Below are 26432 nucleotides of genomic sequence, written 5' to 3' on the forward strand. Positions count from 1 at the left end.
GACCTACGGGCCGTCCCAGCTCTCCGGCAGCATCGGCAGACGGGCGCCGTCGCCGGGCTGATCGCCGGCCAACGTGATCAGGCCTCCCGCCCGCACGCCGGGCTTGGGCAGCGTCCCGGTGAAACCCTCGATCGCACCAGGGGAGTCCGACGCCAGGGCGCGGACGGGCTGGGACGGGCTCACCGCGCCGGAATCGTCGTCGGCCTCGATGAATTCGTACCGGTAGCCGGGGTCGATGACCGAACGCGGGCGGCGCCGCGACCGTGCCTGCTCCCGTTCCGGTGCGCTCACGCGCGCCGGCGCCGCGGCGCCCTGCGCGGCCGGTAGCTCGGTTCTGGTGCGGCTCTGCGCTTTCGAACCCATGCCGAGGCCGAGGCCGCCCACCATGTAGCCGAAGCCCTCGGCGCCGGTCACCGGAGCGGGGGGCGTGGGGGGCGCCGCGGGCGGCGCGACGGTGGAGACCGTGGTCGCCGGGGCCGACGCCACCGACGTGACCGGCGCCGCCGGTGAGGCCGGGGCCATCGGAGCCATCGCCGGCGCAACCGACACCAGCGGCGGCTGCATCCCCACCACGGCGGGTTGCGGGGCGGCGACGGGCGCCGGGGCCGGCGCAGCCACCCCGGCCAGCCCCGCCAGACCCGCCAGTCCGGCGAGTCCTCCCAGGCTGGTGATGGACAGGCTCAAGCCGACCTGCAACAGCAGCGGCAGCTCCTGGAGGATGAACCGCAGCGTCCTGATCGTCCAGTTGATGATCCGGAAGGTCTGCCAGGCGATGAAATAATTCATCAGCGCCGGGAATGTGGACGGGTTGAGCAGACCTGACGCGTTCTGCTGAAGCCACGCCAGCGCCTGGGCGTTTCCGTTGAAGAAGTTCCCCAGATTCTGCAGATACTCCGACGGGCTCCAGTTCGGCTGTCCCTGGCCGGGGATCTTTTCGCCGTCGGGCCCGAAGAGCATCTCCCAGATCTCTTCGGGTGTGGGCAATTGGAACGACCCCTGCCCGCCGCCGCCGCCTGACCCAGTTCCGGTCCCGCCGCCCGCCCCAGTTCCGGTCCCGGTGCCGGTCCCCGCGCCGGCCCCGGTTCCAGTGCCGGTCCCCTTGCCACCGCCCGACCCGGCGCCGCTGGTCAATTGCACGGCTTCGGTCGTGACCTGATAGGTGCTCATCGTGGTGGCCGCCTGGGTCCACATCCGCGCGTAGTCGGCCTCGTTGAGCGCAATCGGAATCGTATTGACCCCAAAGAAATTCGTTGCCACCAAGGCGGCGTGCATGGCATGGTTGGCGGCCAACTCGGGCAGCGTCGGCATCGCGGCCAGGGCGGCCGTGTAAGCGGTGGCCACCCCCTGATGTTGGGCGGCCGCCTCGGCGCTCAGCGTGCCGGCCAGCTCCAGCCAGGCCAGGTACGGCATGTGCGCGGCGACATACGTTTCCGCGGTCGGGCCATCCCACACCCCGGCCGATCCGGTCAGTACCGCCGTCAATTCCGTTGCCGCCGACTGGTATTGGGAGCTCAGGGCGGCCCAGGTGCCCGCCGCGGCGAGCAGCGGGCCCGGCCCGGGACCACTGCTCAGCAACGTCGAATGCACCTCGGGGGGCAGCGCCATCCATACCGGAGCGGTCATCGTCAGCCGCCTGCCCCCAGGTACGTCGCCGCGTCCGCCGCGTCCTGGGCGGCGTAACCGACGCCCGCGAGGCTCACACCCAGCCCGGCCCGGCCCAACACCTCGACGCCCTTGGCCGCCGCGGCCGTATGCTGGCTGCCCCTGCCGCTGAAAACCGCGGCGGCTCCGAGCGATACCGGATCGGCCGCCGGTGGAACCACCGCCGAGACCACCGGGGCGGCGGCCGCGTGTGCGGCCGCGAGCTGGGCGGTGATGGCCTCCACCGCCGCGCTCGTCGCGGCCAGGCCCTCGGGAAGGACTCGTAGCGTCATAGCGGCCACTCCTCACATCGGTTTCTGCCCATGAACATCGCCGCCACCCAGGCGAGCAGACCGGCTGACAATCCGAAAACCAGATGCCAGCCGGCCTTTTCGAGCAGCCCGCTCGACACCCAGGTCGACACATGACCGCCGGCGCGCAGGCCGAACACCGAACTGGCCAGTGCGACAAGATGAATCGGGGCGGCGGCTGGCGCCAACAACCATCGCCGCACCCGCACCGCCGGCAGCGCGGCGGCGGTGTACAGCAACGCCGCCGCGGCCACATAGCGACTACTCCACAACGGGTCGCCCCACCCGTGCATCGGCAACGTCGCCACCGTGGAGGCCGCCCCGACCACGAGTACCGTCTCGCGCCGGACGGTTACCAGCGCCACCGCCACCAAGAGGGTCAGCCAGACCAATCCACGGTGCCCGGGCAGGCCCAGCGGGATCCGGACATCGGTGGAGGCGACGATCGTGGCGGCGGCAAGCAGGGGGAACACCGCCTCGCGGGCGGCCATGAAGCCGGCCGCGGGGCGTTGCATCACGGTCATCCGGAAAGCATAAATTGCGAGCAGCTACCCTGACCCTCATTTGCGGCGTATTCACAGGATAGGATCCGAAAATGCGCAGCTATACGCCGTCGCTTCGGGCAGTCGCGGTCCTGGCCGTCAGCGCTGGGATCGCGGCGTGCGGCCCCTCCGGGACCGACAACCGGCTCGTCGTCCAGGACAACCACCGCGTCCTCGACCAGTTCACCATCGCGCAGCTGCAGCAGCTCCCCCAGGTGGAGATCACCACGCCGCAATCGCACGGAGCACAGGCCCAGAAGGGGCCCAGCGTGCGCTCGATTCTCAACGCGGCGGGCGCGGCCGACGCCACCCGGGTCCGGGTCGAGGGGCGTGACCCGGCCCAGACGCTGATCGCCGCCGCGCTCGACGATCAGACCATCCTCAGCTTCACCAAACGCAACACGCTCAAGCTGACGGGCGCGCGGCTCAGCCGCGATCAATGGGTTCGCGATGTCACCGCCCTGGTGGTCAACCCATGACCGAAGCTGTCGCGCTCGCCGGTGTGGACCTGCTCGTCGGCATCGACGACACCGACAACGCCTACACACCCGGCACCGGTCGGCGCGCCCGCGCGCTGCTTCGCGAGTTGGCGGCGGCGGGCCTCGGCGCCCCCGCCGGCGCCACCCGTCACCAGCTGCTCGTCGACGACCGGATCCCCTATACGTCCCACAACTCGAGCGCCTGCCTGGCCTGGCGCAGCGCCGACGGCGACCCCCACGGGGCACGAGGCGAAATCATCGAACTCGCCGGGCGATTCCTGGAACGGGTCTGCCCACCCGACGCCGACCCCGGCCTCGCCGTCGTCATTCCGGGGGATCTCGACGACGCAGCGCCACTCATCGAGTTCGGTCGCCGCGCCAAACGAGAGGTGTTGCATCCCAGCGAAGCCCGCGAACTCGGGGCGGCGCTCGGGGTGCATCTGTCGGGACACGGCGGCACCCATGAGGGCATGACCGGCGCGCTGGCGGCGATCGGACTGCACCTGTCCGGCAACGACGGCCTGTTCATCACCCTGCCCGGCATCCGCAAGCTGCCCCATCACGCCACGCTCGACACCGTCCGCACCCTGACACCGATCGATCTCGCCCGCGACGACCTGCACCGCCAGCCGACACCCGGCGAGGTGATCGAACTGGGCGACTGGGTGCGCCCGGTGCTGCTCGACGGACTGGCCGTCCTGCTTCTCGAGCCGCCGCGCGGTCGGGACGGGGGCGGCAGAGCCTGGCGAACCGCCCCGCGCGCCGTGGTCAAACGGTATTGAGTGTTTCGACGCGTGCGATTCGGGCGACCCTGACAGGAGCCATCGCAGACGTTCGGAGGAGATCCCGGTGGATCAGGAAGTCAACGCCGACTCGCCCGCTGCGCCCCAGGACGCGCGGAAGACAACCGAGGAACAACGCAAACTGCAGGAACAGCTCGAGCACCAGCACGAAGACCCCAACGCGCCGGGTTTGCACCAGTCGCGGCATGACACCCCCGACGAGAGCACGCGATAGGCTCACCGACAACTGTTGATTACCAAGCGTTTTCGGATCCCGATTATTGTCGATCAGCCTTCGCTGTGCTCGATGCGGGCTCGGCGATCGTGGGCGAGCGCCGCGGCCGCCACCCAGGTCAGGGTCAGGCCCCCGAGGGCGGCCGCGGGGATCGCCCACGCGCGCCGGGCCATCAGCGCGTTATTGCACTGGCGCACGTAGTTGTTGCCCGCCGCGTGCGGCGCACCGGCGCTTGCCTTTTGGCCGGGCGGCTTCTTCTCCGCATTGGAGGCCTGGGTCAGATCGGTGGTAAAACCGCTGCCGCATTTGACTTGCCAACCGAACTGGTCGTAGGCCTCGATGAAAACCGGGAACCGGAGCGCGAAAAGTCCGCCGGCCAAGAACACCACCGCCGCGAAGACAATGAGCGGTCCGCGGGTGACCATCCCCCTGAGCCCCTAGGTCATGCACACGTTGGCGAAAAGCAGCACCGGCCAGGACACGATCGAGCCGAGGAACGACACCACCAAATCGACGCCGTGCATGTCGTGCAGATGCGCCGTGTGGGTGCTCGACCAGATCACGCCGACGATCAGGTACGGCGTACCCAGCAGGATGCCCAGTCCCAGCAGTTCGGCGATGCTCAACTGATACTCGAGGAGCTTGCGGAGTCTGGCGAGCATGAGCGTCCCTTTCGCGCGGGCGCCGCCGGAATTGCCGCCGGCCCACACCAAGCGATGAGGACCACCACATTCCGGCGCGCGGACTAGACGCTGAATATGTTAATCCCGATTCGCACGTTTTGGTAGTGCAGGGGACCGGCCGGCGGTGATCGGCATGACGACTTCACGCGGAGATATGCTGCTGCAACAGCACGTTCAGTACCACCGACTCGTCGGTCGCTGCGCACGCATCACAGCAAGTGCAGCGCGGTTCTTCGGAGTGAATTGTCTTTCAGCGACGTTGTCGGATCTCGCCGACCGTGTCGGGCGATGCGGCCGGCCGCCCCAGCACCGTCACTTCCATCAGGCGACGAACCGTGAGTGTGGCGGACTGACTGGTGTCGGGGTACACGAGTCGCCCGATGTCCACCGCGAGCGCGAACGCGGCGTGCACGGCGTACCGCGCGCGTCCCAGGGTGAGTTCCGGTCTTGCCGCGACGGCCAACCGGGCCCAGGATTCGACGGTCGAGCGCTGAATGTTGTAGAGCAGCACCGCATCTGACTCGGGCAGGTTGTGACGCTCGGTGTAATAGACGCACGCGAGCTCGGGGTTGGCGAAGGACCGGGTCACATAGGCGTCGATGAGCCGGGCGAGTGCCTGCTCCGGATCGTCGCTGGTGGCCAGGATGCTGGACAGGTCGCCGGAGAGTTGGTCGGCGGCGCGCCGGTAGTAGACCGCCAAGATGGCGGCCTTCCCCGGAAAGTATTGGTAGATGCTGGCAACCGGTATGCCCACCGCGGCGGCGATGTCCTCCATCCCGGTCTCGCGGTAACCGCGCTCGTTGAACAGGCGCATCGACTCGTGGAGCAGCAGCTCGTAGCTACCCGCGGCGCTGGTCAGGGTCGACGTCCGCAGCGGTTCGGAGCCGCGTGGGTGCTGCGCCGGCAACTCGGCGTGCAACACCGCGGTCGCGATATCGGTGAGCGCCGCCCGGATCTCCGCGTTGCCGAGGCGGGACCGATGGTCGGTGATGCTGCCGATGACGCTCAACGTGGCCGCCGACAGCAACCAGCGTTGCCGCGATGTGAGTTTGGGGCGCAGCCTGACCAACGGCCGCTGCAGGCGCCGGTTGATCAGCTTGATCTGCTCCGCCGAAGCGCGTTGGTCGTCCCCGCGCAGATAGCGGCCTTCCCACCGATACAGCCCGCCGGTGGTGCGGTTGACGATGGTGGTGTCGATCAGCGCACGGGTGAGCGCGCTGAGGACCTTTTCGGGATCGGCGTCGGCGGGCACGTCGTCGGCGAACGCCGTCGCGTCGACCAGTTGCTGGCCCAGCGCCAAGACGACATCGCGGAACAGGTCGTATTTGCCTTGCGAATGCCGGTACAGCGCGGCCGCGGAAATCCCGACCCTCGCCGCGATGTTCTCCATGCTGACGGCGTGGTAGCCCAGCTCGCTGAAGGCATCGGTGGCGGCGCGGGCGATCTGGATCTTGCGGTCCTTCGGGCGCCGCTTGACGTGATCCGCAGACGAGCGGCTAGCCGATGGCATACAGATCACCGTAGCCGCAGCGGCGGCTGATCGGGCGATCGGTGGACCGCCGGTTTTGTGGGGACGGCAAGGTGGGGCCGCCCGGCCGGGCGCAGCGTCGTACGCGAGGTCATTGGACGTCTAACCCCGTTACGCCCCGCCGAATTCCGGCCGCAGCACCGGGCTGAGCGCGCTGAGCGGGATGTGTGGCTCAACGGTGCCTCCGTCCATAAACCATTGCTGGGACTGCCCGTACTGGATCGGGGAGTCGTGCCCGACCGGGTAGTCCGGCATGTAGAGAATCAGCTCGTCGGGCGTGAGCGCCCACGCCTTGTAGCCCCCGGAGAACACGTTTTCCGGTGTCCAGCGGTCGACGGTGAACGGATATGTCCCCGGGGTGTGTTGCCACGCGGCGCGGTCGAGCGCCTCCTGAATGAAGGGTTCGGCCAACGGAGGGATAGCGGTCAGCGGGTCGACACCGGGTTTGGTGATGTCAGCCAGCTGCAGCCGCCGTCCGGACGCCATGTCGAAGGTGAACGTGCGATAGGCGTTGTTGAACGACGGCCCGTCGGCGTGGTAGTCCTCGTGGAAGGCGACGCTGAGCGCGCGCCCATGCGAGAAGACTTGGAAGTTCTCCTCGCCCCAGCTGTCTTGGACCATCGAGGCGCCCTTCGCGCGCCAGTTGTTCATCAGGGTGTGCAGGTACTCGCGAATCGCGGGGCCGCTGGTCGGGTTTTCGACCAGATCGCCCGGCAGGGCCATCTTGATGTCGCGCACGGCTTTTCGCTCGGATGTCACCGAGGCGTGGCAGTACTGTCCGTCCCAGTCGCCGCCGAGGTCGCCGCAAAACGACTGCGCCGACGCCGACGCCGGCGGCGCGGTCAACACCGCCGTGGCCACCGCCGCGGCCACCGCCGCGACACTGGCCGAGAGCCGGATAATCCGCATGACCGAAACGTCCTAGGGGAGTTCGACTTTGCTGGCCAGCCAATGGCCGCCGACATTGTCCATCGTGATCTTCATCCGACTCCGGTCGACGCGGCCGTCGGGACGCACGGCATTGCTGACCGTCTGGTCGACCATCAACAACACCACCACCCTGGTTTTGCTCAGGGATTCGATCGCGGAGTCGACGACCGTGCCGTGCGCGGTGGCCTTGTTGTCAACCAACAGCTGCCGAAGCTGCACGCTGGCCTTGGTGTAGGTGTCCTTGAATTCCCCAGTGGCGCCGTCGAGTACGGCGGAGAAGTTCTGGTCGACCTGGTTGGAGTCGATGCTGGTCAGCACCTGGGCGTAATCGATCGCGGTTCGCTGGGCCGCCTGCCCGGCCTGAGTCACCGTGTGCTCATCCCACAGCTTCCAGCCCAGCCCGCCCGCAAGGCCGAATGCGCCCAGGTAGACGGCGGCCACCACGGCGACGCGGGCGTACCTTTTCCGCTGGCGCGCCGCGGTTTTCGGGTCCTTCTCCCCGGCATCCGACGCGTCTTCGCCATCGTCGGGCGGCTTCTCGATGTCCTCGGTGGTGTCGCATTCTTGGTCGGCGGTCACGGTCACGGTGTCTCCTCGAGGTCTGGGCATCGGTAGGTCAGTGGGGTGGTTCGATCGGCAGCACCGGTCCGCCGTACGGCGTGGGAATGGTGAACCGGCCCTTGGGCGTTGGATCCGCGGTTTGGCCGAGGTCGGCGCCGGCCGGGGGGCCCGCGGTGTCGTCGCCGCCCGGCCGGGGGGCGTTCTTGGCGCCGCGGATCAACACCTGGGGGTCGTCGTCGCGGCAATAGGTGTACAGGAACGGTTCGGGGTAGTCCGCCGACGACGACGGCCGGCGCGGGGTGCCGTAGTCACAGGTGTAGCGCGGGTAGATGTCGGCGGTCGCCCACAGCCCGTGCTCGTGCATGGTCGTCATCAGGGCCTCGAGCGTGGACCCCCGGTAGTTCGGGAAGACCGCGTTCAAGGCAGGAACCCGGACATAGATGATCCGCGCGGTGGTCACCAGGTTGGCCAGCAGCCCGACCATGGTGTCGGAGTTGTCGTCGAACAGGTTGTCCACCGACGACATCGCGTGCGGTGTCTGGTCGACGAATTTGCGATAGCCGCGGTCCATTTTGTTCACACCGGTCATGAGGTCGCCGACATTGCGTGCGGCGACCGCGAGCCCGGCATTCTTGTCGGAGAGGGTGGTCAGGACGACGCGACTGGTCTTGAGCATGCTGACGGTCTGCGGCAGCACCGGGTCCATCGTCGAGAGCAGGAACGTCGAACCGTCGATGATGTCGGTGAGCTTTTGCGGGCCCTCCTTGCTCAAACTCAGTTCGCGCTTCACGATTTCGAGCTTCTTCGGGTCGGCTTGGGCGAGCATCCCATCGGCGTCGGCCAGCACCTGGGACAGCGGGATGGGAGTCGTGGTCCGCTGTGGGCCGATCACGCTGCCGTTCGACAGGAACGGTCCGCTGTTGGAGGCGGGCTCGAAATCGATGTACTGTTCGCCGGCGGGCGAGAGTCCGGACACCCGCACCGGGCTGGCGGCGGGAATCTTGGTGTTCGCGTTGATGTTTGCGATCACCTCGACACCGGTGGGTGTGGGTCGCAGCGACTGGATCCGCCCGACCCGGATCCCGCGGACGGAGACGTCTTGGTTGGCCAGCAACCCGCCGGATTCGGGCAGCCGGATCGTGACCTGGAAGGTGGAGTCCAGCGGATTGATGCGCAGGGCACCGATCGCCAGGTAGGCCAGGCCGACCACGAGGGTGAGCACCAGGGCGAGGCCGGACAGCCAGGCGCGCTGGCGGTGGCCGGCTCGGACCGCGGCGACGATGATTCGAGCGAGGGTGTCGATCATCGCGGTGGCTCCGGGTTGATGGGATCGGGCGGCGCTTCTCCCCCGGGCGCTGGGGGGAGGGGCGGACCGCTCGGCGTCCACGGGGTCTGGCCCATCGGCGTTTGCGGCCCGCGACCCACGACGCGTTCCTGCAGGCGCCACAGCACGTACTTGATCGAGCCGATCATGTAGTTCCAGTCGCGGCGCATGGGTCCGTGAAATGCCGGGTCGCCCTTGAACCCCCCGGTCTCCGCCCCGGTACCGGGTCGCGATCCCATGACCAGCCGGTCGAAGCTTCCGCGTACCGAAATGGCGTCGCTGGACGTGGTTTTCACGAACGGCGGGATCAGCCGGTTCAGCGCGGCGAGGCTGGTATCGGGGCTCAGCACCACGTCGTTCCAGGCGGCGGCGATGGTGTTGGCGTCCTTGATGACGCTGCGGCCTGTCTTGTCGGTGCCGGCGATGGAGGGGAATTTGGAGAGCTGCCGGGTCGTGGCGCCGAGTTCGTCGACCACGTCGGCGATTTCATCGGCGTTGCTGGACAACACGTTCGTGGCCGGGCCGACGGCCTGCAAGACCTCGGTGATCGCCTGGTTCTTCTCATCCAGGCGATCGGCCAGGCCCGCCGTCTCGGTCACCGCCGCGTCGATCTGCTCCGATCGGGCGTTGAGCTTGCCCAGCAATAGATTGGTCCGGTTGATCAGGTCGCCGAACGCGCGTCCCTGGTCGCCTGTCGCCTTCCCGGCGCCGTTGACGATGTTGGTGAAGTTGCGAACCGCACCGCCGTTGACGAGCAGCGCGGCCGAGCTGAGCACGCTCTCGACGGTGGCGGCGGCGCGGGTGGCCGGCAGCCCGATGGTTTCGCCGCCCTTGAGCAGCGGCGCATTCGGGTCCACCGGGGTCGGTGGCTTGATGGCGACGAACACGTCGCCGAGCGGTGTCGCGGATCGCAGCTCCGCGGTGCTGCCGACGGGGATGCGCACGCCGTCCATGATGCGCAGGGTGGTCACCGCGGTGTAGTTGCGCGCGACCATCTTCTCGAGTTGCCCGACGTCGGCTCCGGCGAGTTTGACCTTGGCATGGGCGGGCAGATTGAGGGCGTTGGAGAACACGGCGTTGAGCAAATATCCACCGCCGCCGATTCCCGGTGCCGGCAGCGGCAAACTGGCCAGGCCGTTGGTGGCACAGCCCGCACTGACCATCACCGCGCTCAGCGCCGCCGCCGCTGCCTTGTGCTTGCCCCAGGTCATCGCTACTGCCCCATCGCCGAGAGGCCGTCCAGGATATAGGTCAGCCCGAAGTCCGGGCCGTAATCCTGGAGCGTCCCTGTGCTGCAGCCCAATTGGCGCAAGTGCATCAGATTGCACAGCTCCTTGGCCGACTGGCTGTCGGTGAGCGCCTTGTCGAGCAGGCCGTGCACACGGATCGCGCCATTGGTGCGGTCGACGGTGTTGTACAGGTTTTCCAGTGTCAGCGGGAGCACGTCCAGCATCTCGGCCACGACGCGCTGATCCGCGACAACCGTCTTGGCGACCGTGTCCCCGTTGCGGACGGCCTGCTTGAGGTTGTCGCGATTGTTCTCGATCAGCGTGGTGACTTCTTCGAGTATCCGGTTGATGGTCCGCCCGGTGGCGCCGGTGCCGAACTTCTCGTCCGCCAGGATCTGGCTGAGCTGCCGTGTGGTGGAACCGAACTCGCGTACCTTGGCGTCGTTGCGCGCGGCCGCCTCGGTGATCGAGCTGAGGTCGGTGACGATGGTGGTCAGTTGCTCGCGGGTGGTGACGCCACGCTCGGAGCTGAGGCGCAGCGCTTTGGAAAGCTCGTCGAGGGCGGCCAGGATCTTCTTGCCGTTCCCATCGGTGATGGCGACCGCCGCGTCGCTCAGGTCGGCGACCGGGCCGCCGCCTTTCCCGTCGCCCTTGAGCGATTTGGAGACTTTGTCGAGCATGTCGAGCACGCGGTCGAACGCCACGGGCGTCTTCGTCCTGGTCAGTCCGATGGTGTCGTGGTTCTTGAGCACCGGTCCGCTCCGGTATGGCGGGGTCAATTCAACCTGGCGGTCGGTGAGTATCGAGGTGGTGATCGTGACGGCACGGACCGCAGCGGGGATCTTGACCTTCTTGTCCACCGTCAGCTCGGCCTCGACGTAGCTGCCTTTGGACGTGACCTTGCTGACCTTCCCCACCGGCATGCCGAGCACCGCGACCACGTTCCCCTCGTAAAGGCCTGCGGCGCTGTCGAATTGAGCGATCACGGTCATCGTGTCTAGTCGGGATTTGACATAGTGCCCTACCACGCCGATGGCGACGGCCGCCGCCGCGGCTGCCACGGCCGCGACGGCGATGAGCCTGCGCCGACCGGGAATCATTTGCAGTCCTTGAAGTACTGGATCATCTTGAATTCCTTCGCGCGGCCACTGATGGCGCACATCCACGAATCGATGGCGAGCCCGTTGGGCAGGTTGAATTCGACGACCGGACCGTAGCCGGTGGCGTTCGTCAAGCCCCGCAGCGCCACCGGGGCGACCTGCAGCGTGTTGCGCACCAAGTCGTCGTGCTGGCCGATCATGTTCGTCAGGTCATGCAGGTTGACGAACAGTTCGTCGAGCATGGGGCGGTTGGTGACGACGACCTTGTCGAGCTGATCGACAAGCTCGGTCAGCGCCGCGAACATGGCGTGGAAGGTGGCCTGGCGGGCCACCAGGTGGCCGAGCAGGTCCTGCCCTTGATCCATCAGATGCCCGATGTTGGTCTGCTGGCGCCGCAGCGTATTGACCACTCGCTGAGTGCTTTTCAGCAGCGTGCCGAGCTGTCCCCGGCGGTCGGCGGTGATCGTCGACAACGTCTGCAGGTTCGCGACCGCCTGCGGAACCAGCGGGGGCACCCCGCCCAGTTGCTTGCCCAGCACGGCGAGCGACTGCGCGAACTGGTCGGAATCGACCTGCTCGAATGTGGTGGTGGCGTCTTCGAGCAGAGACTGCAGGTCGTAGGGCACCGCCGTGTGGGACAGGGTGATCGTCTTGCCCGGAATCGATCCCGGGCCGTCGGGCACCAGCTCCAGATAGCGCGACCCGAGGATGGTCATCACCTTGATGACCGCCCGGGTGTCCTTGCCCAGCGCGACGTTGTCCCGCACGCTTAAGCCCGCTTCGACGTGATCGCCGTCGAGTTTCATGCTGGTGACGTGCCCGACCTCGATCCCGGCGATTGTGATGGGGTTTCCGGGCCGCAGCGTGGCGGCTTGCAGGAATTCGGCGGTGTAATGGGTGTAACCGACGCCGAGAAGCTTGATCCCCAGCGACACCGCGACGAGGACCGCGACCACCGCCAGCCCGCCCAGCCCGAGCCAGGTCCTGTTGTAGGACTCGAGCGGTCGCCAGCGCAGCCATCGGGTTCTCAGTGCGTCAGCCATTGGCCATGTTCCTGCATCGCGGGGTGTGCCACCCCATGTTCTTCGTGGTGATCGGATACGCGTTTCCGGGCGTGGCCGCGTTGACGATGAACGTGGTGATGTCGTTGAGCCCGGGGAAGAAGCCCGTCGCGTTCAGGTCACACGCGTAGGCGTTGCCGTAGGAACCCTCGCTGAGCGCCCGCGCGAAACCCTTGAGCAATAGGGGGAGGTTGTCACCGGTGAACGCCAGCTGGGGCTCGATTCCGGCCAGGTGCTTGCTGAATCCCGGCTCCCGGGTGATCAGCTGGTTCAATGACGGGTCGACGTCATCGGCGATCGCCGCGAGGCGGCGGGTAACCCGGGCGATCGAACCCACCGAGTCCTGCAGCGCCGGGCGGCGGGCATCGAAATTGGCTACCGCGGAGCGGGTTTGATCGAGGGCGTGGTCGAGGTCGTCGTTTTGCCGCGCGACGGTGTCGGTGACCTTGGTGAGATTGCTGATGAGGTCGCCCAACGACTGGTCGCGCGCCGACAGCGTCCGCGTGATCGTCGAGGTCTGCTGCACCAGCAGCGGAATGGACGCCTGGTCGCCTTGCAGCGACTGCAGGACCCCCTTGGTCAGGTCGTCGGCGTCTTTGGGGTTGAGCAGGGTGAACAGCGGCTCGAAACCGTTGAGCAGCTTGCCGACGTCAAAGGAGGGGTCGGTCTGCTGCACCGGTATCACGCTGCCCGCCGAAAGCGTTCCCCTGCTGCCGGTTTCCCCGAGCGACAACCCCAGATACCGCTGCCCGATGATGTTCTGGTAGGTCACCGATGCGACCGTGTTGCCGTACAGGTGCTGGTCGTTCTCGACGATGAACGAGACCTTCGCCAATTTGCCGGCCAGTTCGATGTTTTCGACGCGGCCCACCCGCACGCCGGCCATGCGGACGTCGTCACCGATGCGTAGTCCATACACGTCGGTGAACATCGCCGCGTACCGCGTGGTCGGCCCAGCCACGTCGCGCCGCAGGGTGGCGTACACCATCCACGTCACGGCGATGGCGATCGCCATGAACAGCGACAGCCCGATCAGCGGTCCGCGTACCTTCATTTCGGCTCACCACCCGGCGCCGGCTGCGGTTGCCGTGGTTTCAGGGAGACCGTGGCGCCGCGCGCCACCGGGCCCAGCAGCAGTTGCGTCGCCACCGACGCCGGACGACCCTGGCCGGTGATCGCGCCGAGTTGGTCACGTTCGTGTTGGCTGCCCACCGGGCCGACGTTGCCGCCGTAGGCCGCCGGCGCGGCCGCGTCGGGCGGGCCCGGACTCGGGGGAGGCGGTCCCGGCGCCGGTGCCGGCGGCGCGTCGTCGGGGTCGGCGGTCCCCGGGACGCGGGGTGTCGGGCCGATCTGCCACGGCCACCACGGCAACGGCGGGTTGGGGTCTTCCAGGCTGGGATTCGGGTTGAACAGGGGCGGGCCCACCGCGGTGAGGTTGCCATCGGGTCCGATCTGCGTGCCCGGGGGCGGCGCCAAATCCGCTGGCGCGTGGTAGTTCTGCGGCAACAACACCTCGGGCAGGTCCGGGCGCACCGCGATGGTCGGGGCGGTGTAGCAGCTCGGCCCGAGCAACTGACCATACCGCGGGCAATCGGCGCGGGTGTAGGTGTAGGTCGGGGTGAGCGCCAGATTGACTCGCATGTTCCCGGTGTCCATTTCCGGGTCCCACACCTCTTCGAAGAACTTGTCGGACAGCCGGTTCAGCCGAGTGAAGATGGGGACGAATTTGTCGCTGTTCAGGGCGAACACGCCGAGGGCGGGCGTGAGGTTCTGGCTCATCTCGATCAGCTGGTCGGTGTGGTTGTCGAACGCTTGCCGGTTCACGCCGAAGGTGTGGCGCGAGCCGGTGACCAGAGACCGGAATTGCTCGCGCTTTTCGGCCAGGGTTTGCATCGGTTTGACCGCGTCGTGCAAGACGTCGACGAGGTCGGGCGCGGTGGCCTGCAGGCCGCGGGTGGCGTCCAGCAGCGCGGAGACCGTGGACGGGCCGGGGTCGGTGGTCACGATGGCATTGAGCTCGTCGAGCACCCGGGTCAGCTGCGCGCCGGCGTTGAGCAAGGTGCCGCGCCGGTTGTTGGTGGCGGCCGCGACGGCGGCCAGGATGCCGACACTGTGGTCTTCGCGGCCCCGGCCGGTCGCGGCCAGGATGTCGCGTAGCTTGCTGATCGTGGTCTGGAAGATCACCGTCGACAGCTGCAGGTCCTCGGGGATGCGCGTCCCGTTGCGGATGCTCGGGCTCGGGGCGCCGTCGACGAGTTGCACCGACGAGACCGCGAACACGTTGCTGGGCACCACGCGCGCGGTCACCGCGCTCGGGATGTCCTTGGCGTATTCGGGTTTGAGGTTGATGTGCACGCAGTTCGGCTTGCCGTAGGCCGCCGGGACGACGTTGTCGACGGCGCCGACGAGCAGCCCGTGGTATTTGACATCGGACCGCGCCGGCAGCCCATCGCCCACGTTCGTCAGCTCGGCGACCACGCGGATGTAGTCGTTGAGCCGGCCGGTGGACTTCAGCAGCAGGCTTCCCGTGATCAGCCCCGCGATCAGCAGCACCGCCGCGCCCAGGGCCACCAGCTGTTGGTCGGTGGGGCCCCGCCCGTCGAAATCTAGCGAATTGGCCATTCAGCCACCGAATCTCGCGCCGGCGTCGATGCTCCACAGCGCCATCGTGAGCAACATGTTGACCATGATCACGACGGTGATGCTCGCCCGCATGGCATGGCCGGCCGCGACGCCCACGCCCTCGGGTCCGCCCGCGGCGTAGAACCCGTAGTAACACTGCACAGTGGAGGAAAGCCACACGAAGACAACGCATTTGAGTACCGAGTAGGCGATGTCCTTGGCGCTGAGCATCATGGTGAAGTAGTGCAGGTACGGGCCGATCGATCCGCCGCTGATGATGTTGGCGACCACCTGGCACGTGAGGTAGGTGACGGCGAGGCAGGCGATGTAGAGCGGGATGACGGCGATGACGGAGGCCATCAACCTCGTCGTGACCAGGAACGGGATGGGGCGTATCGCCAGGGATTCCAGGGCGTCGATCTCTTCGGCGATGCGCATGGCGCCGAGTTGGGCGGTGAACCGGCAGCCGGCCTGCATCGCGAACGCCAGGGAGGCCATGATGGGCGCCAGTTCGCGGGTGTTGACCAGTGACGAGATGATCCCGGTGGCGGGGCCGAGGCCGAGCAGGTTGAGAAAGTTGTATCCCTCCACGGCCACCAGTGCGCCGGCGGTGAAGCCGAGGACCACCGCGACGCCGGCGGTGCCGCCGCCGACCACGATCGAGCCGTTGCCCCATGCGATGTTCGACAGCAATCGTAGGAATTCCGTGCGGTATTGCCGAAGCACGATCGGCACCGCGAGCACGGCACGGACGAAGAAGACCAGCATGTGTCCCAGCCGCATGGTAGGTGCGGCCGCGACCCGGTACGCGCCGATGAACGGTCGTGCGAGTCCGGGAACGTATGCGGAGGCCGTCATTTCACAGTCCCGTCCTGGGGAACAGCGTGTTGTACAACTGGCTGATCCCGACGTTGACGATCATCAGCACCAAAATCGACTCCACCACGGCCGCGTTCACCGAGTTGGCCACGCCCGCCGGCCCGCCCTTGGTGAAAAGCCCTTTTTGGCAGGCGATTACCGCCACGATGGCTCCGTAGATCACGGCCTTGAGCAGCGCGACGATCATGTCCTCCGTGGTGGCGAACGACGAAAACGTCGCCACGAAACTTCCCGGTGCGCCGCGTTGGAAGTAGACGTTGAACAGATAACTGGCCAAAAAGCCGACGAAGCAGGTGATTCCGGTCAGCGCCACGCCGACCATGATGGCGGCGGCGAAGCGAGGGACGACCAGGCGGCGGATTACCGAGACCCCCATGACCTCCATGGCGTCGGTTTCTTCGCGCATGGTCCGAGACCCGAGGTCCGCGGTGATGGCGGACCCGACGGCCGATGCCATCAGCACCGCGGCCACCAGCGAGGCGGCCTGACGGATCACGGCGAGCCCACTGGCGGCGCCCGCCAGCGAGGTCGCGCCGACCTGGTTGGCCAACAGGGCGAACTGGATGGACAGCGTCACCCCGATGGGCAGCGCCACCAGGACCGTGGGCAGCACGGCGGTCGCCGCCATGAAGGCCCCCTGCCGCACGAACTCCGCCCACTGGAAGCGGCCGGTGAACAGGTCGACCATGCAGTACTCGACCGTGCGGACCGCGAGGATGTACTGCTCGCCCAGTGTGTTCAGCGAGGCGAGGGGGTGCCGCACCACATAGCCCGCGGACCACTCCTGGATGGTGGCCACACTGTCGGGCGCCCGATCCTCGGTGAGCGGGCGATCGTCCTGGGCGGTCATCGCCGGATGCGCCTCGGCGCGGTCACTCGCCGGTACGGCTGTTCATCGGTGAACCTTTGCTGTGCCCCCACGGGCGGCTATGTTAACCGCTATTCAGGCTATGCGAAAGATCTCACTTTGCACTTTGTGCAGATTTGGCGCTCAATGGCCCCGCCTGGTGCCGCTATGACCCGTGGTCACTTTGCATCTTCGCCTGCCAGCGGGTCCTTGACGCGACGCCGACTTCGCGAGAAGATCCCGTTCCAGGCCACAGATGTTACTGGACATTTGTCGACTAAATGGTTGGTTAGAGCGGTCGCGAGTTATCGTGTTCTCGGGGAAGGCGCGGATGATTCTGGCGATGTTGCGACAGGCGGGCGGAGGCATCGTGTGTGCCGGCCAGGCGCTGCTCGCGACCGCCGTCGTGCTTTCCGGCACCGCCTACGCCGATCCGGGTGAACCTCCCCCACCGCAGCCGGCGTTCACGCCCGCGCCCAGCGATTGGTCACCAAACTTCGACGTCTGGCCCTACAACACGTTCACCTCTCGGGTGACCCCCGAGATGATCGGCGGAATGTCCGACTCCTGCCAATGGTTCAAGTCCCAATTCGATCCGTTGATGGGCCAGATCAACGACTTCAATCGCCACCTCGGTGACCACCATGACGACTACACGGCCGGCGGCGTGCAGCGGAACGCCGATGCCGTTGTCGCCAACATCGATCGGTCGACGGCCTTTCTGGGCCCGCGGGTGAAGCCGCTGATCATCACCAACGAACCCGACAACTTCGGCCCCTATTCGCCGTTATACGGCGGGGAATCCATGGTCCACTTGGCATTTCAGTTGTCCCGGATCAGCGACAGCATCAAGAGAAAGGATCCGTCGGGCGTCACCCACGCGAATATCGTCTCGGCCATCGGCTGGGCGAACGCGCTGCGTGACTCCGGCGCATGTAACTGATGAACCATCGCCCATCGCTACGAACAGTCGGCAACCCACGGACGTGGTTGGTGAGTCGCTTCCGAATCGCCGCAGAAGGCACAGAAGTTGCCGAAGACACGAAAGCGGCGGAGGCCGAGGACGACGACGTCAGCCGTCCACCGGCCGACGCCTCCCCGGACACGGACCCCGGTGAGGGCTCTGCCGACGGGGAAGACGATCAGCGTCCGAGCAAGCGAAAGGGCCGGCGGGTCAACGTCGCTCGTTGGGCGGCCGCTCTGATTCTGGCGGTCGTACTCGCCGGCGCCGGATACGAGGGCTGGTTGCTGTTCCAGCATCACCAGAAGGACGTGGCGGCGGCCCAAGCACTCACTGCGGCAAAGAAATACATCCTCGCGCTGACCAGCGTGGACACCAACGCGATCGACAAGAACTTCGCCGAAGTCCTCGACGGCTCGACCGGCGAGTTCAAGGACATGTACACGAAATCCAGCGCCCAGCTGCGCCAAACGCTCATCGACAACAAGGCGGCGGCGCACGGCAACGTCGTCGACGCGGCGGTCCAGTCGGCGACCGAGGACAAGGTGGACGTCGTGCTGTTCGTGGATCAGTCGGTGAGCAACGGTGCGGCGCCGGCACCTCAGCTGGACCGCAGCAGGGTAAAGATGACGATGGAAAAGGTGGACGGCCGATGGCTGGCCAGCAAGGTCGAACTGCCGTGAAGTGATGCGCCGGTGGCCTGTTCAGGCGCGCCAGGCTTGTTTGGCCACCCGATAGAAGTTGCCACCGAGGACCGCGTGGATGTCACGACCGTTCCATCCCCTTCCCCGCAGGTGCTCACCGAGTGTCACAAAGGTTTCCGGCGGCACCCACTGGATCGGGCCCCAGCGGGTGTAGCTGGCGTCGAACAGGTGGGGATTGCGGCGCAGCTCGTTGGCGAAATCGGCGGCGTCGAAACAGAAGTCGGTGCTGATACCGACGTGCTCGATGCCGACGAGGTCGACGGCGTATTCGAGGTGCCGTGTCATCGCTTCCAGCGTGGGCGTGTTGGGTCCGAGGAAGATGCCGACGCCGGTGATGCCGATGACACCGCCCGTCTGCGCGCAGGCCCGGGCCTGATCGTCGGTGATGTTGCGGGGATGGTCCCACAACGCGCGCATGCATGAGTGGCTGTAAATGACCGGGCCGGTCGATACCTCGCACATGTCGAGACCGGTGCGCGCACTGCAGTGAGACCCGTCGGGAACGATGCCGACCGTGTTCAGTTCCGCGACGATCGCACGGCCCCAGGCGGTGAGGCCGCCGTCGGTGCGGTCGAGGCAGCCGCTGCCCGCGCGGTTGGCGTTGTTATAGGTCGGCAACAGGGTGCGCACTCCCAGGTTCGCCAGCCTCCGCAGATTCTCCAGGTCGTCGTCAAGCGGGCGTGAATCTTCCAGGTCGAAGACGACCGCGATGCGCCCGGCTTGGGTCGCCGCGTCTACCTCACCGAGGGTGGCCGCCAATTCCAGGCCGGGGTGGTCGTCGATCGCGGCACGATAGTGATCCAGCAGCGCCACGGCGTCGCTGAAGCTGTGTGGTGAATATCCCGCGTTGACCGAAAGCACCGTGCCACCGGGGTATTGGTAACGAGTCAGCGGCCCGATGTCGGCGTCGGTGGCGAGCGGCAGGCACGTGTGCTGGTCCCACAACAGGGCGGTCATGGTGGTGAACTCTCCTGAGGCGAGCCGTTACCCTCGAGCGCGGAGTCTACGGTCCGATCGGCGAGTTCGGGCCAGGGCCTCGGTTCGCGCGGGGACGCGGGCGGGTCGGCCAAGCGACGATGCCACCAGCCGACATCCCACCATCTTTGTCGCTTGAAGCCCACGTCGCGAAAGACGCCGACCGGGGTGAAGCCCAAGGCTTCGTGCAGACCGACACTGGCAGCGTTGGGAAGCGTGATGCCGGCATAGGCATTGATGTACCCCTGTGCGACAAGCACATTCAGCAGCGCCGTGTAAATTCGGCGGCCATGTCCCCGGCCCTGAACGGATGTGTCGAGGTACACTGAAACATCGACGCACCAACGGTAGGCGTCCCGTGCCCGGTGTGGGCTTGCGTAGGCGTATCCCTTGGGGCCTCGACTGTCCGCGACGACCAGCCAGGGCAGCGTTGCCAGCGTGGTGGTCATCCTCGACCGCATCTCCTGAACGCTCGGGGCGACCGTCTCGAAGGACACTGGGGTGTCCCGCACATACGGCAGATAGATGTCCACGATGGCGCCCGCGTCCTCGGGTGTGGCCATTCTTAGCCTCACGACCACAGAAGGCTAGCCGCACGACGGCCGATGGTCGCGGCCTTCAGGAAAAGAACCTGGCCATAAGGGCTTCTGTGAACGGGCGATGCGTGGTGTTTTGCGAAGACGCGAGCAACCAGCGCCCGTCGGTCCGCACCGCGACACTCGTGTTCACCCGGGCATTGCGCCGGTTGCGTCGCCGCCTCACCACCGTCGCGTTCGCGTGAATCAGCGCCACGTCGGGTGTGAGAAACCGGAGCTGGGCGACGTCGATCCGTAGCCGGGTGCCCTTGAGGAGCTTGCGGAACAGCGGGGCGTACGACGCCGCAATCGCGTCGCGGCCCGTATGGTGGGCGCCCAGAAAGGTGACGTAGTCCGCATCCGCGGTGAAGACACTGGCGTAGGCGTCGGGATCGCCTGCCGCCCAACCCCTTACCTGCTGATCGATCAGCCCGCGGATCGCGTCTTCGTCGGTCCGCCGCTCACCGGTCGTCACAATGCCTCCCGCAATCGATGGTGTCGATGCTGCTGCGCCCGTCGGAATCGTTGCCGCAAGTTGGCTCGAAGGACGCGAAGCAACAACGTGGGGTCCTGCAGCCGCACCGGTGGGTCGACGAGGTGAGTGACCCGCAGCAGGCGTTCGGTGACCGCGGTGTCGTCGCCGGCGGCGTTCAGCAACGCCCCGACCAGACGGCCCCGCAGCCGCCGTTGCAGGGAAGGCTTGCGGTTCGACGACCAGTTGCGGTCGTTGACCTGATTCATCGCCCATGTCGGCCGGATGCCGCGTGCCGCCATGAGGAAGAAGCGCTGGGCCAAGTCGGCGTCGCCGCCGCGTAGGCAGTCACGCAGTGCCAGCGCTTGCTGCGCCGCCATTGTCATGCCTTGCCCGTACACCGGGTTAGGGCTGCAGAGCGCATCGCCGATGACGAGCAGTCCGCGGGGGAGTCTCGTCATGTGGTCGTAGCGCCGCCAAACCGCCGCGGGATTGCGGAAGGTGGCAATGTCCGCGAGCGGGTGCGCGCGGCGTAGCCCGTCCATGATTTCCGGGGGCAATGCACCCTCGGCCAGCGCAAGCATGGTGGCGAAATCGGGTGGCGCCCCGCCCGTGTCGATGGTGCGGGCGACCGCGAACATCCAGGTGTCGTTCTCGCAGGCCAGCAGCAGCCCGCCGGGCTTGCCACGGAGCCCGAGGTTGAACACGACCATCTGCTCGTTGATGCATCCGTTAGGGATGCTCAGCAGTTGGCTGGAATAGCCCAGCATGGCGGTGGAGCGCGTCTCGGGCGGGCGTCCGTAGCCCATCCCCTCTAAAAACGCCGGGGTGCGGGCGGACCGGCCCATCGCGTCGACGACCAGATCGGCGGCCAGGTCCCCCGGCGTGCCGTTGTCGTGCTGCACTATTCGCACGCCGGCAATAGCATTTGCCTCGGTGAGCGGCTCGATCACCTCATGGCCCTCGAGAAACCGCACGTTGGGCAGATTCGCGACGCGTCGATGCACATGGGACTCCACAAAAGGTCGCGTCGCCAGGCACAACGTCACCGCCGTGGGATCGGTCAACGTGCCCGCACGTTGGAGCTCGTAGCGGCCCGCCCGCACATAAAGCCGCGACAAGTCGCCGTCGTCGATGACAACCGCACCGGCGGCGCCCAGCTCGTCAATCAGCCCGGGAAACAGTTCGGCGAGCACCTGCGTGCCGCGGCTCAGGAAATTGTGGATGTGACGCCCTTGTGGCACACCCTTCCGGTGAATGGGAAGGCCGAGAGTCTTGTCACGCTCGATGACGCACACCGAGTCGTAGACATCCGAAAGTACCCGCGCGGCAAGCAGACCCGCGATCCCCGCACCTAGCACAACGGCGTGCTCACGCGAGGCGTTCACGGCACAGGCCTGTGAACAGAGGAGCCCACACGGTTTGTGGTGTGACCCATGCCGCAGCAGCATACCGCAAATCTAAGGTTATGGTAAGAATATTAAGGCGATGATAATACGGCTTCCGCCACGGCCGACCGGCGGGATCCGTGGAGATCGCAGTCCCTCCCGGACAACGGCACGCACCTCAACACGGTGAAAGTTGGATCTATGCACAGCTTTTGGGACATGGGTGGCCCTCCTGGCGTCCATTCCGATGATTCGCTGCCACCCACAGGGCCGCCGTGGATGCGCGAGCATGCTTTCGAAATTGTTCCGCTGCAGTTAAAGTGGGGCGTCGGCGCGGCTGACCTGCATCACGAATAGGGAGGGTCAAACTGTTCTCCCGTTCGCGCCAGCTACCCGTTACACCGGCGTGGTTCACTGCCGCACTCGATCAACAGCCCGAGCACGGCGAGGTCGATGTCGACGGCTGCCGTATCCACCTACGCATTTGGGGTGCCGCCGACCAGCCGCCGGTGGTGCTGATCCACGGCGGCGGAGCCCACTCCGGTTGGTGGGACCACATCGCGCCGTTCATTTCCCGTACCCACCGGGTGATTGCGCTGGATCTGTCCGGCCATGGCGACAGCGGGTCGCGCGCCAACTATGACCTGCGGATCTGGGCGAGCGAAGTGATGGCCGCCGCGTCCGCCGCGGGCCCCGCCGGGAGGCCGACCATCGTCGGCCACAGCATGGGCGGTTGGGTCGCATCCACAACGGCGATGCACCACAGCCGGCAGATCAACAGCATGTTGGTGATCGATTCGCCGCTGTGGGAGCGTGCGCCGGAGGAAGAACGCCTACGCCGGCACAAACACACCGAATATCGGACGAAAGACGAGATCCTGGCCCGGTTTACGGCCGTGCCGTCGCAGGAGTTGATCCTCCCCTATGTCCGCCGGCATATCGCGGCGGAGTCGGTACGCAAGTCCGACGGGGGCTGGGTTTGGAAATTCGATCCGGCGATTTACGGCGGTGAGTATCTCGATCCGACGCCCGCCGACGAGGAATCGCTGGAGAGCATGCTCGCCGCGATGCGCTGCCGCGTAGGGTATTTGCGTTGCGAGGCCGGATTGGTGCCGCCCGCCATGGCCGAACGGATCCGCTCCCTCCTGCAGCTGAGGGGCCCGTTTGTCGAGCTGGCCGAAGCCGGTCATCACCCGATGCTGGACCAGCCGCTTCCCCTGGTCGCGACGCTACGGACGCTGCTGGAATTCTGGTCGATCACCTAGGCCCGTGCGCGGCGGGCCAGCTTCGCGGGCTGGTCGATGATCAGGGCCTTGCCCTGCTGCCGGATCCAGCCGCGCTGGGTGAAATCCGATAGCGCCTTGTTGACCGTTTCGCGCGAGGAACCGACGAGTTGAGCGAGCTCTTTTTGCGTGAGGTGATGCTCGACGCGCACCGGTCCCCCGCTGTTGGTACCGAAACGCATTGCCAGATCGAGGATTTGCTTGGCGACCCGGGCGGGCACATCGGTGAAGATCAAGTCGCACAGCGTGTTGTTGGTGTGCCGGAGCCGACGCGCCAGCACCCGTAGCAGCTGCTCCGCGATTTCGGGGCGTTCGGCCATCCATGTTCGCAGGGCGTGGCGGTCCATCCTGACGGTCTCCACCTCGGTCAGCGTGATCACCGTCGAGGTTCGCGGGCCCGGATCGAACAGTGCGAGCTCGCCGAACACGTCGCCGGGGCCCAGCACCGCGAAGACGGTTTCACGGCCGTCGGCGGTCTGATGACGGATCTTCACCGAACCCGCCAAGATCACGAAGAGGTCGTCGCCCGCCTCGCCCTCGACGAAGACGGTGCGCCTGCGCGGGAAGGAGACGTGCTGCAGGTGGCGGGCCAACGCGGCGACCGCGTCGGGTGCAATTCCCTGGAAGATGCCGGCTCGCGCCAAAATGTCGTCCACGCCGCCCCTTTCAACGCGTTCCGCACGGCGTTTGCGCGCACTAGGCGCTACTCCGGGTTGGGGGCGTCTTGGCTCGCGTCCTCGACTTTACACGAGGGTTAAATTCCGTAACGCAGCAGGTCGGGCGGCTAGGCGGCCGGCGTCGTGGCGGTCGACGCGGTGGTGACTTCGGAGTAGACGTTGCCGCACGCATCGCAACGGACCTGATACTCGAGCTTGTCGTCGCGCTCTAGAAAGCTGTACTGCGCCCATGCCATGCATCGCGGGCACCGTGCGCGACCGTGTTCCACTGCCATTCACCAAACCCCTCATTCGCACAGATGCAGTGGAAGTACCCCGTGCAAAGCTGGTCTAATCACCGACTTGCGGGCCCTGCCCGCCGCCTAGTAATTCAGCCCGGAGAACATCACCCGGCCGGGATCATACTTTTGCCGCACCGCGCTCAGCCGAGACAGGTTCGGGCCGAAATAGCGCGCCGGCGACTGGCCGGCCTCGATGTAGTTCACGTAGCCGCCGACCGAATACTGTTGCACCGCTTGGTGTGCCGTGCCGAGCCAATTCGTCGCGGCCGCAGGATCGCCGGTTTCGACGTACCACTGCACCAGCGCCGACTGCCGGCGCCAGGGAAAGGCCGTCGCCCCCGGCGCCACGGTGGCAAGGGCGCCGTCGAGCGCGTGCATGATCGCCAACATGCGCCCGGCGCCGCGGGGAAAGGCGTTGACCGCCGCGGCGATCCCCTGCGCGACGCCCGCGTTGACGGTGGCGAAGACGTCGGATCCGCCGACGTAGCCGAGCGGTGACGGGTTGAGGTTCCCGACCGCCAGGTAGTTCACCAGGTCCATGTAGTTGAAGGTGTGGTTCTCGGTGCCGGAGGGCTGCATTCCGACCGCCTGGGTGATGGCCGCCGCCGTGCTGTTGCCGGATCCGGCCGGGGAGGTCGCCATGATTCGGCAATGCGTGCCCGTCGCGTCGACGGTGGCGTCGGCCAGCGCCCAGCTGTTTCGGTCCGCGGTGCGCAGCCAGTTCTGCCATCCGACGAGGACCTGGGCGAACGACTCCGGCGGGAAGTTGAGGTTGACGACGTCGACGTCCTTGGTGGGGAACGTCGCGAAGGTCAGCGAGGTCGTCACACCGAAGTTGCCGCCACCGCCGCCGCGCAGCGCCCAGAACAGGTCGGGGTTGCTTGCCGCGGATGCGGTGACCGCCTGGCCGTTGGGCAGCACGACCGACGCCGATGTCAGCTGGTCGCAGAGCAGACCCGCGTGCCGGGACTGGGCACCCAGGCCGCCGCCCAGCGCGTGCCCCGCGGCGCCGACCGATGGGCAGGTGCCCGTCGGGACGCCCCGGCCGGCCGCGGCAAGCGTCCGGTGCATCGTGTAGAGGCTGGTGGCCGGCGTCACCGTGACCTGCCCCGTGGCCGCGTCGTAGTTGGCGTCCCCGGGCAGTTGGCGCAGATCGAGCACCATGGTCCCGTTGGCGGTCGACGCTCCGATGTAGGAGTGCCCGCCACTGCGCGGAGCGACCTTGAGGTTGTGGGCGGCGGCGAACGCCATCGCCTTCTGCACGTCGGCCGCCGACGTGGGGGTGACGACGGCCGCCGGCGTGGACCCGTTGTAGTTGGTGTTGAAAACCTGTTTGGCACTGGCGAATTGGGGGCTGTCCGGGAGCAGCACCTTGCCGCCGAGCGCGGTGGAAAGGCCTTCCCACCCGGACGGCCTGGGATCGGCGAAAGCACGGGGTGAGCCGAGCACCGCCCCCGCGGCTAGCGCCCCGACGGCGCCCCGCAGAAACGTCTGCCGTGAGATCTCACGCGCCAACGTCGGGCTCCCGCGACTGCCTCATGTCCCGAATTGTCGGCCACGAGAACCGTGGCGGCGCATGACATGTCGACGGTTGACCGAAACGTGCCCCAACCGTTATCCGGCGCCCTTGCCGTTGTCGACGCGATAGACGGCGCCGTGGATGGCCGCGGCGGCGTCGCTGGCAAGGAAGGCGATCACGTTGGCGACGTCGAGCGGCTGCATCATGCCGCGTGGGGAGGCCGTGCGCATGATCAGGTCGTAGTTCGGATTGTCCGGGGCGCTGAACTGTTCGATTTGGGGTGTGAGCATCCCGCCCGGGCACACGGCGTTGACGCGCAGGCGATCCGCCGTGTATTCGACGGCCAGCGCGCGGGTAAGGCCAATCAGCCCATGCTTGGCGGCGCAGTAGCCGGCCGAGTACGCCTGGCCCTCGACACCGGCGATCGAGCTGACGTTGACGATGTTTCCGCCTCGCTCCAGCAGGTGGGGCAGCGCGGCCCGGCAGAGAAAGAAGGGGCCGTTCAGGTTGACGGCGACATCCTGCTCCCAGTCGGCGTCGGACATCGACTCCGTGCGGCGCATCTGGTGTTTGCCGGCGACGTTGACGAGAATGTCTAAGCCGCCGAATTCGTTGACGCACTGCTCGACCGCGTCCCTGCAGGCCCGGGGCGAAGCGATGTCCACCGATGCGTGGCGGCCGCGTTCCACGTCGGCGAAGACGCCGGCCAGGCGTCCGGCGTCGCGACCGATGCCGAAAACCGTTGCGCCCTGCCGCGAGAACAGTTTGGCGGTTTCCGCGCCCAGTCCCGACGACGCGCCCGTCACCAATGCCACCTTGTCCTGCAGCGCAGCCATGCCAGCT

30 protein-coding genes are annotated in these 26432 nt (G+C 66.9%); 6 read left to right on the plus strand and 24 right to left on the minus strand.

Annotation, left to right across the window (positions count from 1 at the left end; translation table 11 throughout):
- Window positions 1-3 precede the first annotated feature (3 nt).
- From QGN30_RS01890 to QGN30_RS01900, 3 genes are read right to left on the minus strand one after another with little or no spacing between them, the layout of a single operon-like run.
- A complete protein-coding gene (locus QGN30_RS01890; protein ID WP_225331989.1) occupies window positions 4-1623 on the minus strand; it encodes a PPE family protein in 1620 nt (539 codons plus the stop codon).
- Between the two features lie 2 nt (window positions 1624-1625).
- Window positions 1626-1934 (minus strand): PE family protein, encoded by a 309-nt coding sequence (locus QGN30_RS01895; RefSeq protein WP_009955621.1) that lies wholly within the window; start codon window positions 1932-1934, stop codon window positions 1626-1628.
- Window positions 1931-2476, minus strand: coding sequence for a hypothetical protein (locus tag QGN30_RS01900; RefSeq protein WP_009955622.1), 546 nt, complete (start codon window positions 2474-2476; stop codon window positions 1931-1933). The genes QGN30_RS01895 and QGN30_RS01900 overlap by 4 nt, the downstream gene beginning before the upstream one ends.
- 71 nt (window positions 2477-2547) lie before the next feature.
- On the opposite strand from QGN30_RS01900, the gene QGN30_RS01905 reads away from it, so the two are divergent.
- The 3 genes from QGN30_RS01905 to QGN30_RS01915 all read left to right on the plus strand — a co-directional run bounded on the left by QGN30_RS01905 (window position 2548) and on the right by QGN30_RS01915 (window position 3990).
- Window positions 2548-2973 carry a hypothetical protein gene (locus QGN30_RS01905; RefSeq protein ID WP_009955624.1) on the plus strand — a complete coding sequence of 142 codons (426 nt, stop codon included), beginning with the start codon at window positions 2548-2550 and terminating at the stop codon, window positions 2971-2973.
- The gene (locus tag QGN30_RS01910; protein WP_095579731.1) at window positions 2970-3755 is read left to right on the plus strand and encodes a hypothetical protein; all 786 of its coding nucleotides are present in this window, start codon (window positions 2970-2972) and stop codon (window positions 3753-3755) included. Before QGN30_RS01905 ends, QGN30_RS01910 begins: the two co-directional genes overlap by 4 nt.
- A 67-nt stretch (window positions 3756-3822) precedes the next feature.
- The gene (locus QGN30_RS01915) at window positions 3823-3990 is read left to right on the plus strand and encodes a hypothetical protein (RefSeq protein ID WP_009955626.1); all 168 of its coding nucleotides are present in this window, start codon (window positions 3823-3825) and stop codon (window positions 3988-3990) included.
- Window positions 3991-4043: 53 nt separating this feature from the next.
- On the opposite strand, the gene QGN30_RS01920 is transcribed toward QGN30_RS01915, so the two are convergent.
- From QGN30_RS01920 to QGN30_RS01980, 13 genes are all read right to left on the minus strand, one after another.
- The gene (locus QGN30_RS01920; RefSeq protein WP_009955627.1) at window positions 4044-4415 is read right to left on the minus strand and encodes a hypothetical protein; all 372 of its coding nucleotides are present in this window, start codon (window positions 4413-4415) and stop codon (window positions 4044-4046) included.
- 12 nt (window positions 4416-4427) lie between these two features.
- Window positions 4428-4652 carry a hypothetical protein gene (locus QGN30_RS01925; RefSeq protein WP_014710781.1) on the minus strand — a complete coding sequence of 75 codons (225 nt, stop codon included), beginning with the start codon at window positions 4650-4652 and terminating at the stop codon, window positions 4428-4430.
- Window positions 4653-4923: 271 nt separating this feature from the next.
- Entirely contained in the window at window positions 4924-6183 is a 1260-nt protein-coding gene (locus QGN30_RS01930) for a TetR/AcrR family transcriptional regulator (protein ID WP_095579729.1), read from the minus strand.
- A 129-nt stretch (window positions 6184-6312) separates the two neighbouring features.
- A complete protein-coding gene (locus QGN30_RS01935; RefSeq protein WP_248923323.1) occupies window positions 6313-7110 on the minus strand; it encodes a mannan-binding family protein in 798 nt (265 codons plus the stop codon).
- Window positions 7111-7122: 12 nt separating this feature from the next.
- A complete protein-coding gene (locus QGN30_RS01940; protein ID WP_009955632.1) occupies window positions 7123-7716 on the minus strand; it encodes a hypothetical protein in 594 nt (197 codons plus the stop codon).
- A gap of 31 nt (window positions 7717-7747) precedes the next feature.
- The gene (locus QGN30_RS01945) at window positions 7748-8998 is read right to left on the minus strand and encodes an MlaD family protein (protein WP_009955634.1); all 1251 of its coding nucleotides are present in this window, start codon (window positions 8996-8998) and stop codon (window positions 7748-7750) included.
- The gene (locus QGN30_RS01950; RefSeq protein ID WP_014378796.1) at window positions 8995-10227 is read right to left on the minus strand and encodes an MlaD family protein; all 1233 of its coding nucleotides are present in this window, start codon (window positions 10225-10227) and stop codon (window positions 8995-8997) included. Before QGN30_RS01950 ends, QGN30_RS01945 begins: the two co-directional genes overlap by 4 nt.
- Window positions 10228-10229: 2 nt before the next feature.
- A complete protein-coding gene (locus tag QGN30_RS01955; protein ID WP_201358573.1) occupies window positions 10230-11345 on the minus strand; it encodes an MCE family protein in 1116 nt (371 codons plus the stop codon).
- Entirely contained in the window at window positions 11342-12388 is a 1047-nt protein-coding gene (locus QGN30_RS01960; protein WP_009955638.1) for an MCE family protein, read from the minus strand. The genes QGN30_RS01955 and QGN30_RS01960 overlap by 4 nt, the downstream gene beginning before the upstream one ends.
- Complete coding sequence (locus QGN30_RS01965; RefSeq protein WP_095562384.1) at window positions 12381-13460, minus strand: MlaD family protein; 1080 nt, start codon at window positions 13458-13460, stop codon at window positions 12381-12383. The genes QGN30_RS01960 and QGN30_RS01965 overlap by 8 nt, the downstream gene beginning before the upstream one ends.
- A complete protein-coding gene (locus tag QGN30_RS01970; RefSeq protein WP_248923322.1) occupies window positions 13457-15028 on the minus strand; it encodes an MlaD family protein in 1572 nt (523 codons plus the stop codon). Before QGN30_RS01970 ends, QGN30_RS01965 begins: the two co-directional genes overlap by 4 nt.
- Window positions 15029-15886: an ABC transporter permease gene (locus QGN30_RS01975; protein ID WP_008262773.1), complete on the minus strand. Its 858-nt coding sequence runs from the start codon at window positions 15884-15886 to the stop codon at window positions 15029-15031.
- Between the two features lies 1 nt (window position 15887).
- Complete coding sequence (locus QGN30_RS01980; RefSeq protein WP_008262772.1) at window positions 15888-16757, minus strand: MlaE family ABC transporter permease; 870 nt, start codon at window positions 16755-16757, stop codon at window positions 15888-15890.
- Window positions 16758-17085: 328 nt separating this feature from the next.
- Between QGN30_RS01980 and QGN30_RS01985 the strand changes: the two genes are divergently transcribed.
- Together QGN30_RS01985 and QGN30_RS01990 are read left to right on the plus strand one after the other, a co-directional pair.
- Window positions 17086-17697 (plus strand): hypothetical protein, encoded by a 612-nt coding sequence (locus tag QGN30_RS01985; protein WP_416366842.1) that lies wholly within the window; start codon window positions 17086-17088, stop codon window positions 17695-17697.
- Window positions 17697-18398 carry an Mce protein gene (locus QGN30_RS01990; RefSeq protein WP_326566216.1) on the plus strand — a complete coding sequence of 234 codons (702 nt, stop codon included), beginning with the start codon at window positions 17697-17699 and terminating at the stop codon, window positions 18396-18398. Before QGN30_RS01985 ends, QGN30_RS01990 begins: the two co-directional genes overlap by 1 nt.
- Before the next feature lie 21 nt (window positions 18399-18419).
- Here the strand turns inward: QGN30_RS01990 and QGN30_RS01995 are convergent, their stop codons facing one another.
- Genes QGN30_RS01995 through QGN30_RS02010 form a run of 4 tightly spaced genes read right to left on the minus strand, consistent with a single transcriptional unit; the run spans window position 18420 to window position 21829 of the window.
- A complete protein-coding gene (locus tag QGN30_RS01995) occupies window positions 18420-19376 on the minus strand; it encodes a dipeptidase (RefSeq protein ID WP_248923319.1) in 957 nt (318 codons plus the stop codon).
- Window positions 19373-19957, minus strand: a complete 585-nt coding sequence (locus QGN30_RS02000) for an arsinothricin resistance N-acetyltransferase ArsN1 family B (RefSeq protein WP_248923318.1) — start codon at window positions 19955-19957, stop codon at window positions 19373-19375. The genes QGN30_RS01995 and QGN30_RS02000 overlap by 4 nt, the downstream gene beginning before the upstream one ends.
- A gap of 55 nt (window positions 19958-20012) precedes the next feature.
- Window positions 20013-20444, minus strand: coding sequence for an SgcJ/EcaC family oxidoreductase (locus QGN30_RS02005; protein ID WP_248923317.1), 432 nt, complete (start codon window positions 20442-20444; stop codon window positions 20013-20015).
- The gene (locus QGN30_RS02010; protein WP_248923316.1) at window positions 20441-21829 is read right to left on the minus strand and encodes an FAD-dependent oxidoreductase; all 1389 of its coding nucleotides are present in this window, start codon (window positions 21827-21829) and stop codon (window positions 20441-20443) included. Before QGN30_RS02010 ends, QGN30_RS02005 begins: the two co-directional genes overlap by 4 nt.
- Before the next feature lie 368 nt (window positions 21830-22197).
- Between QGN30_RS02010 and QGN30_RS02015 the strand changes: the two genes are divergently transcribed.
- The gene (locus QGN30_RS02015) at window positions 22198-23094 is read left to right on the plus strand and encodes an alpha/beta fold hydrolase (RefSeq protein ID WP_162832309.1); all 897 of its coding nucleotides are present in this window, start codon (window positions 22198-22200) and stop codon (window positions 23092-23094) included.
- Here the strand turns inward: QGN30_RS02015 and QGN30_RS02020 are convergent.
- From QGN30_RS02020 to QGN30_RS02035, 4 genes are all read right to left on the minus strand, one after another.
- The gene (locus QGN30_RS02020) at window positions 23091-23768 is read right to left on the minus strand and encodes a Crp/Fnr family transcriptional regulator (protein WP_009952093.1); all 678 of its coding nucleotides are present in this window, start codon (window positions 23766-23768) and stop codon (window positions 23091-23093) included. The genes QGN30_RS02015 and QGN30_RS02020 overlap by 4 nt on opposite strands.
- Before the next feature lie 128 nt (window positions 23769-23896).
- Window positions 23897-24025 carry a hypothetical protein gene (locus tag QGN30_RS02025; RefSeq protein ID WP_008262754.1) on the minus strand — a complete coding sequence of 43 codons (129 nt, stop codon included), beginning with the start codon at window positions 24023-24025 and terminating at the stop codon, window positions 23897-23899.
- Window positions 24026-24151: 126 nt separating this feature from the next.
- Entirely contained in the window at window positions 24152-25585 is a 1434-nt protein-coding gene (locus QGN30_RS02030) for an FAD-binding oxidoreductase (RefSeq protein WP_009952095.1), read from the minus strand.
- Between the two features lie 99 nt (window positions 25586-25684).
- Complete coding sequence (locus tag QGN30_RS02035; protein ID WP_009952096.1) at window positions 25685-26425, minus strand: SDR family NAD(P)-dependent oxidoreductase; 741 nt, start codon at window positions 26423-26425, stop codon at window positions 25685-25687.
- Between the last annotated feature and the right edge of the window lie 7 nt (window positions 26426-26432).

This window comes from Mycobacterium sp. 3-98, from assembly GCF_035918355.1.
Taxonomy (GTDB): domain Bacteria; phylum Actinomycetota; class Actinomycetes; order Mycobacteriales; family Mycobacteriaceae; genus Mycobacterium; species Mycobacterium intracellulare.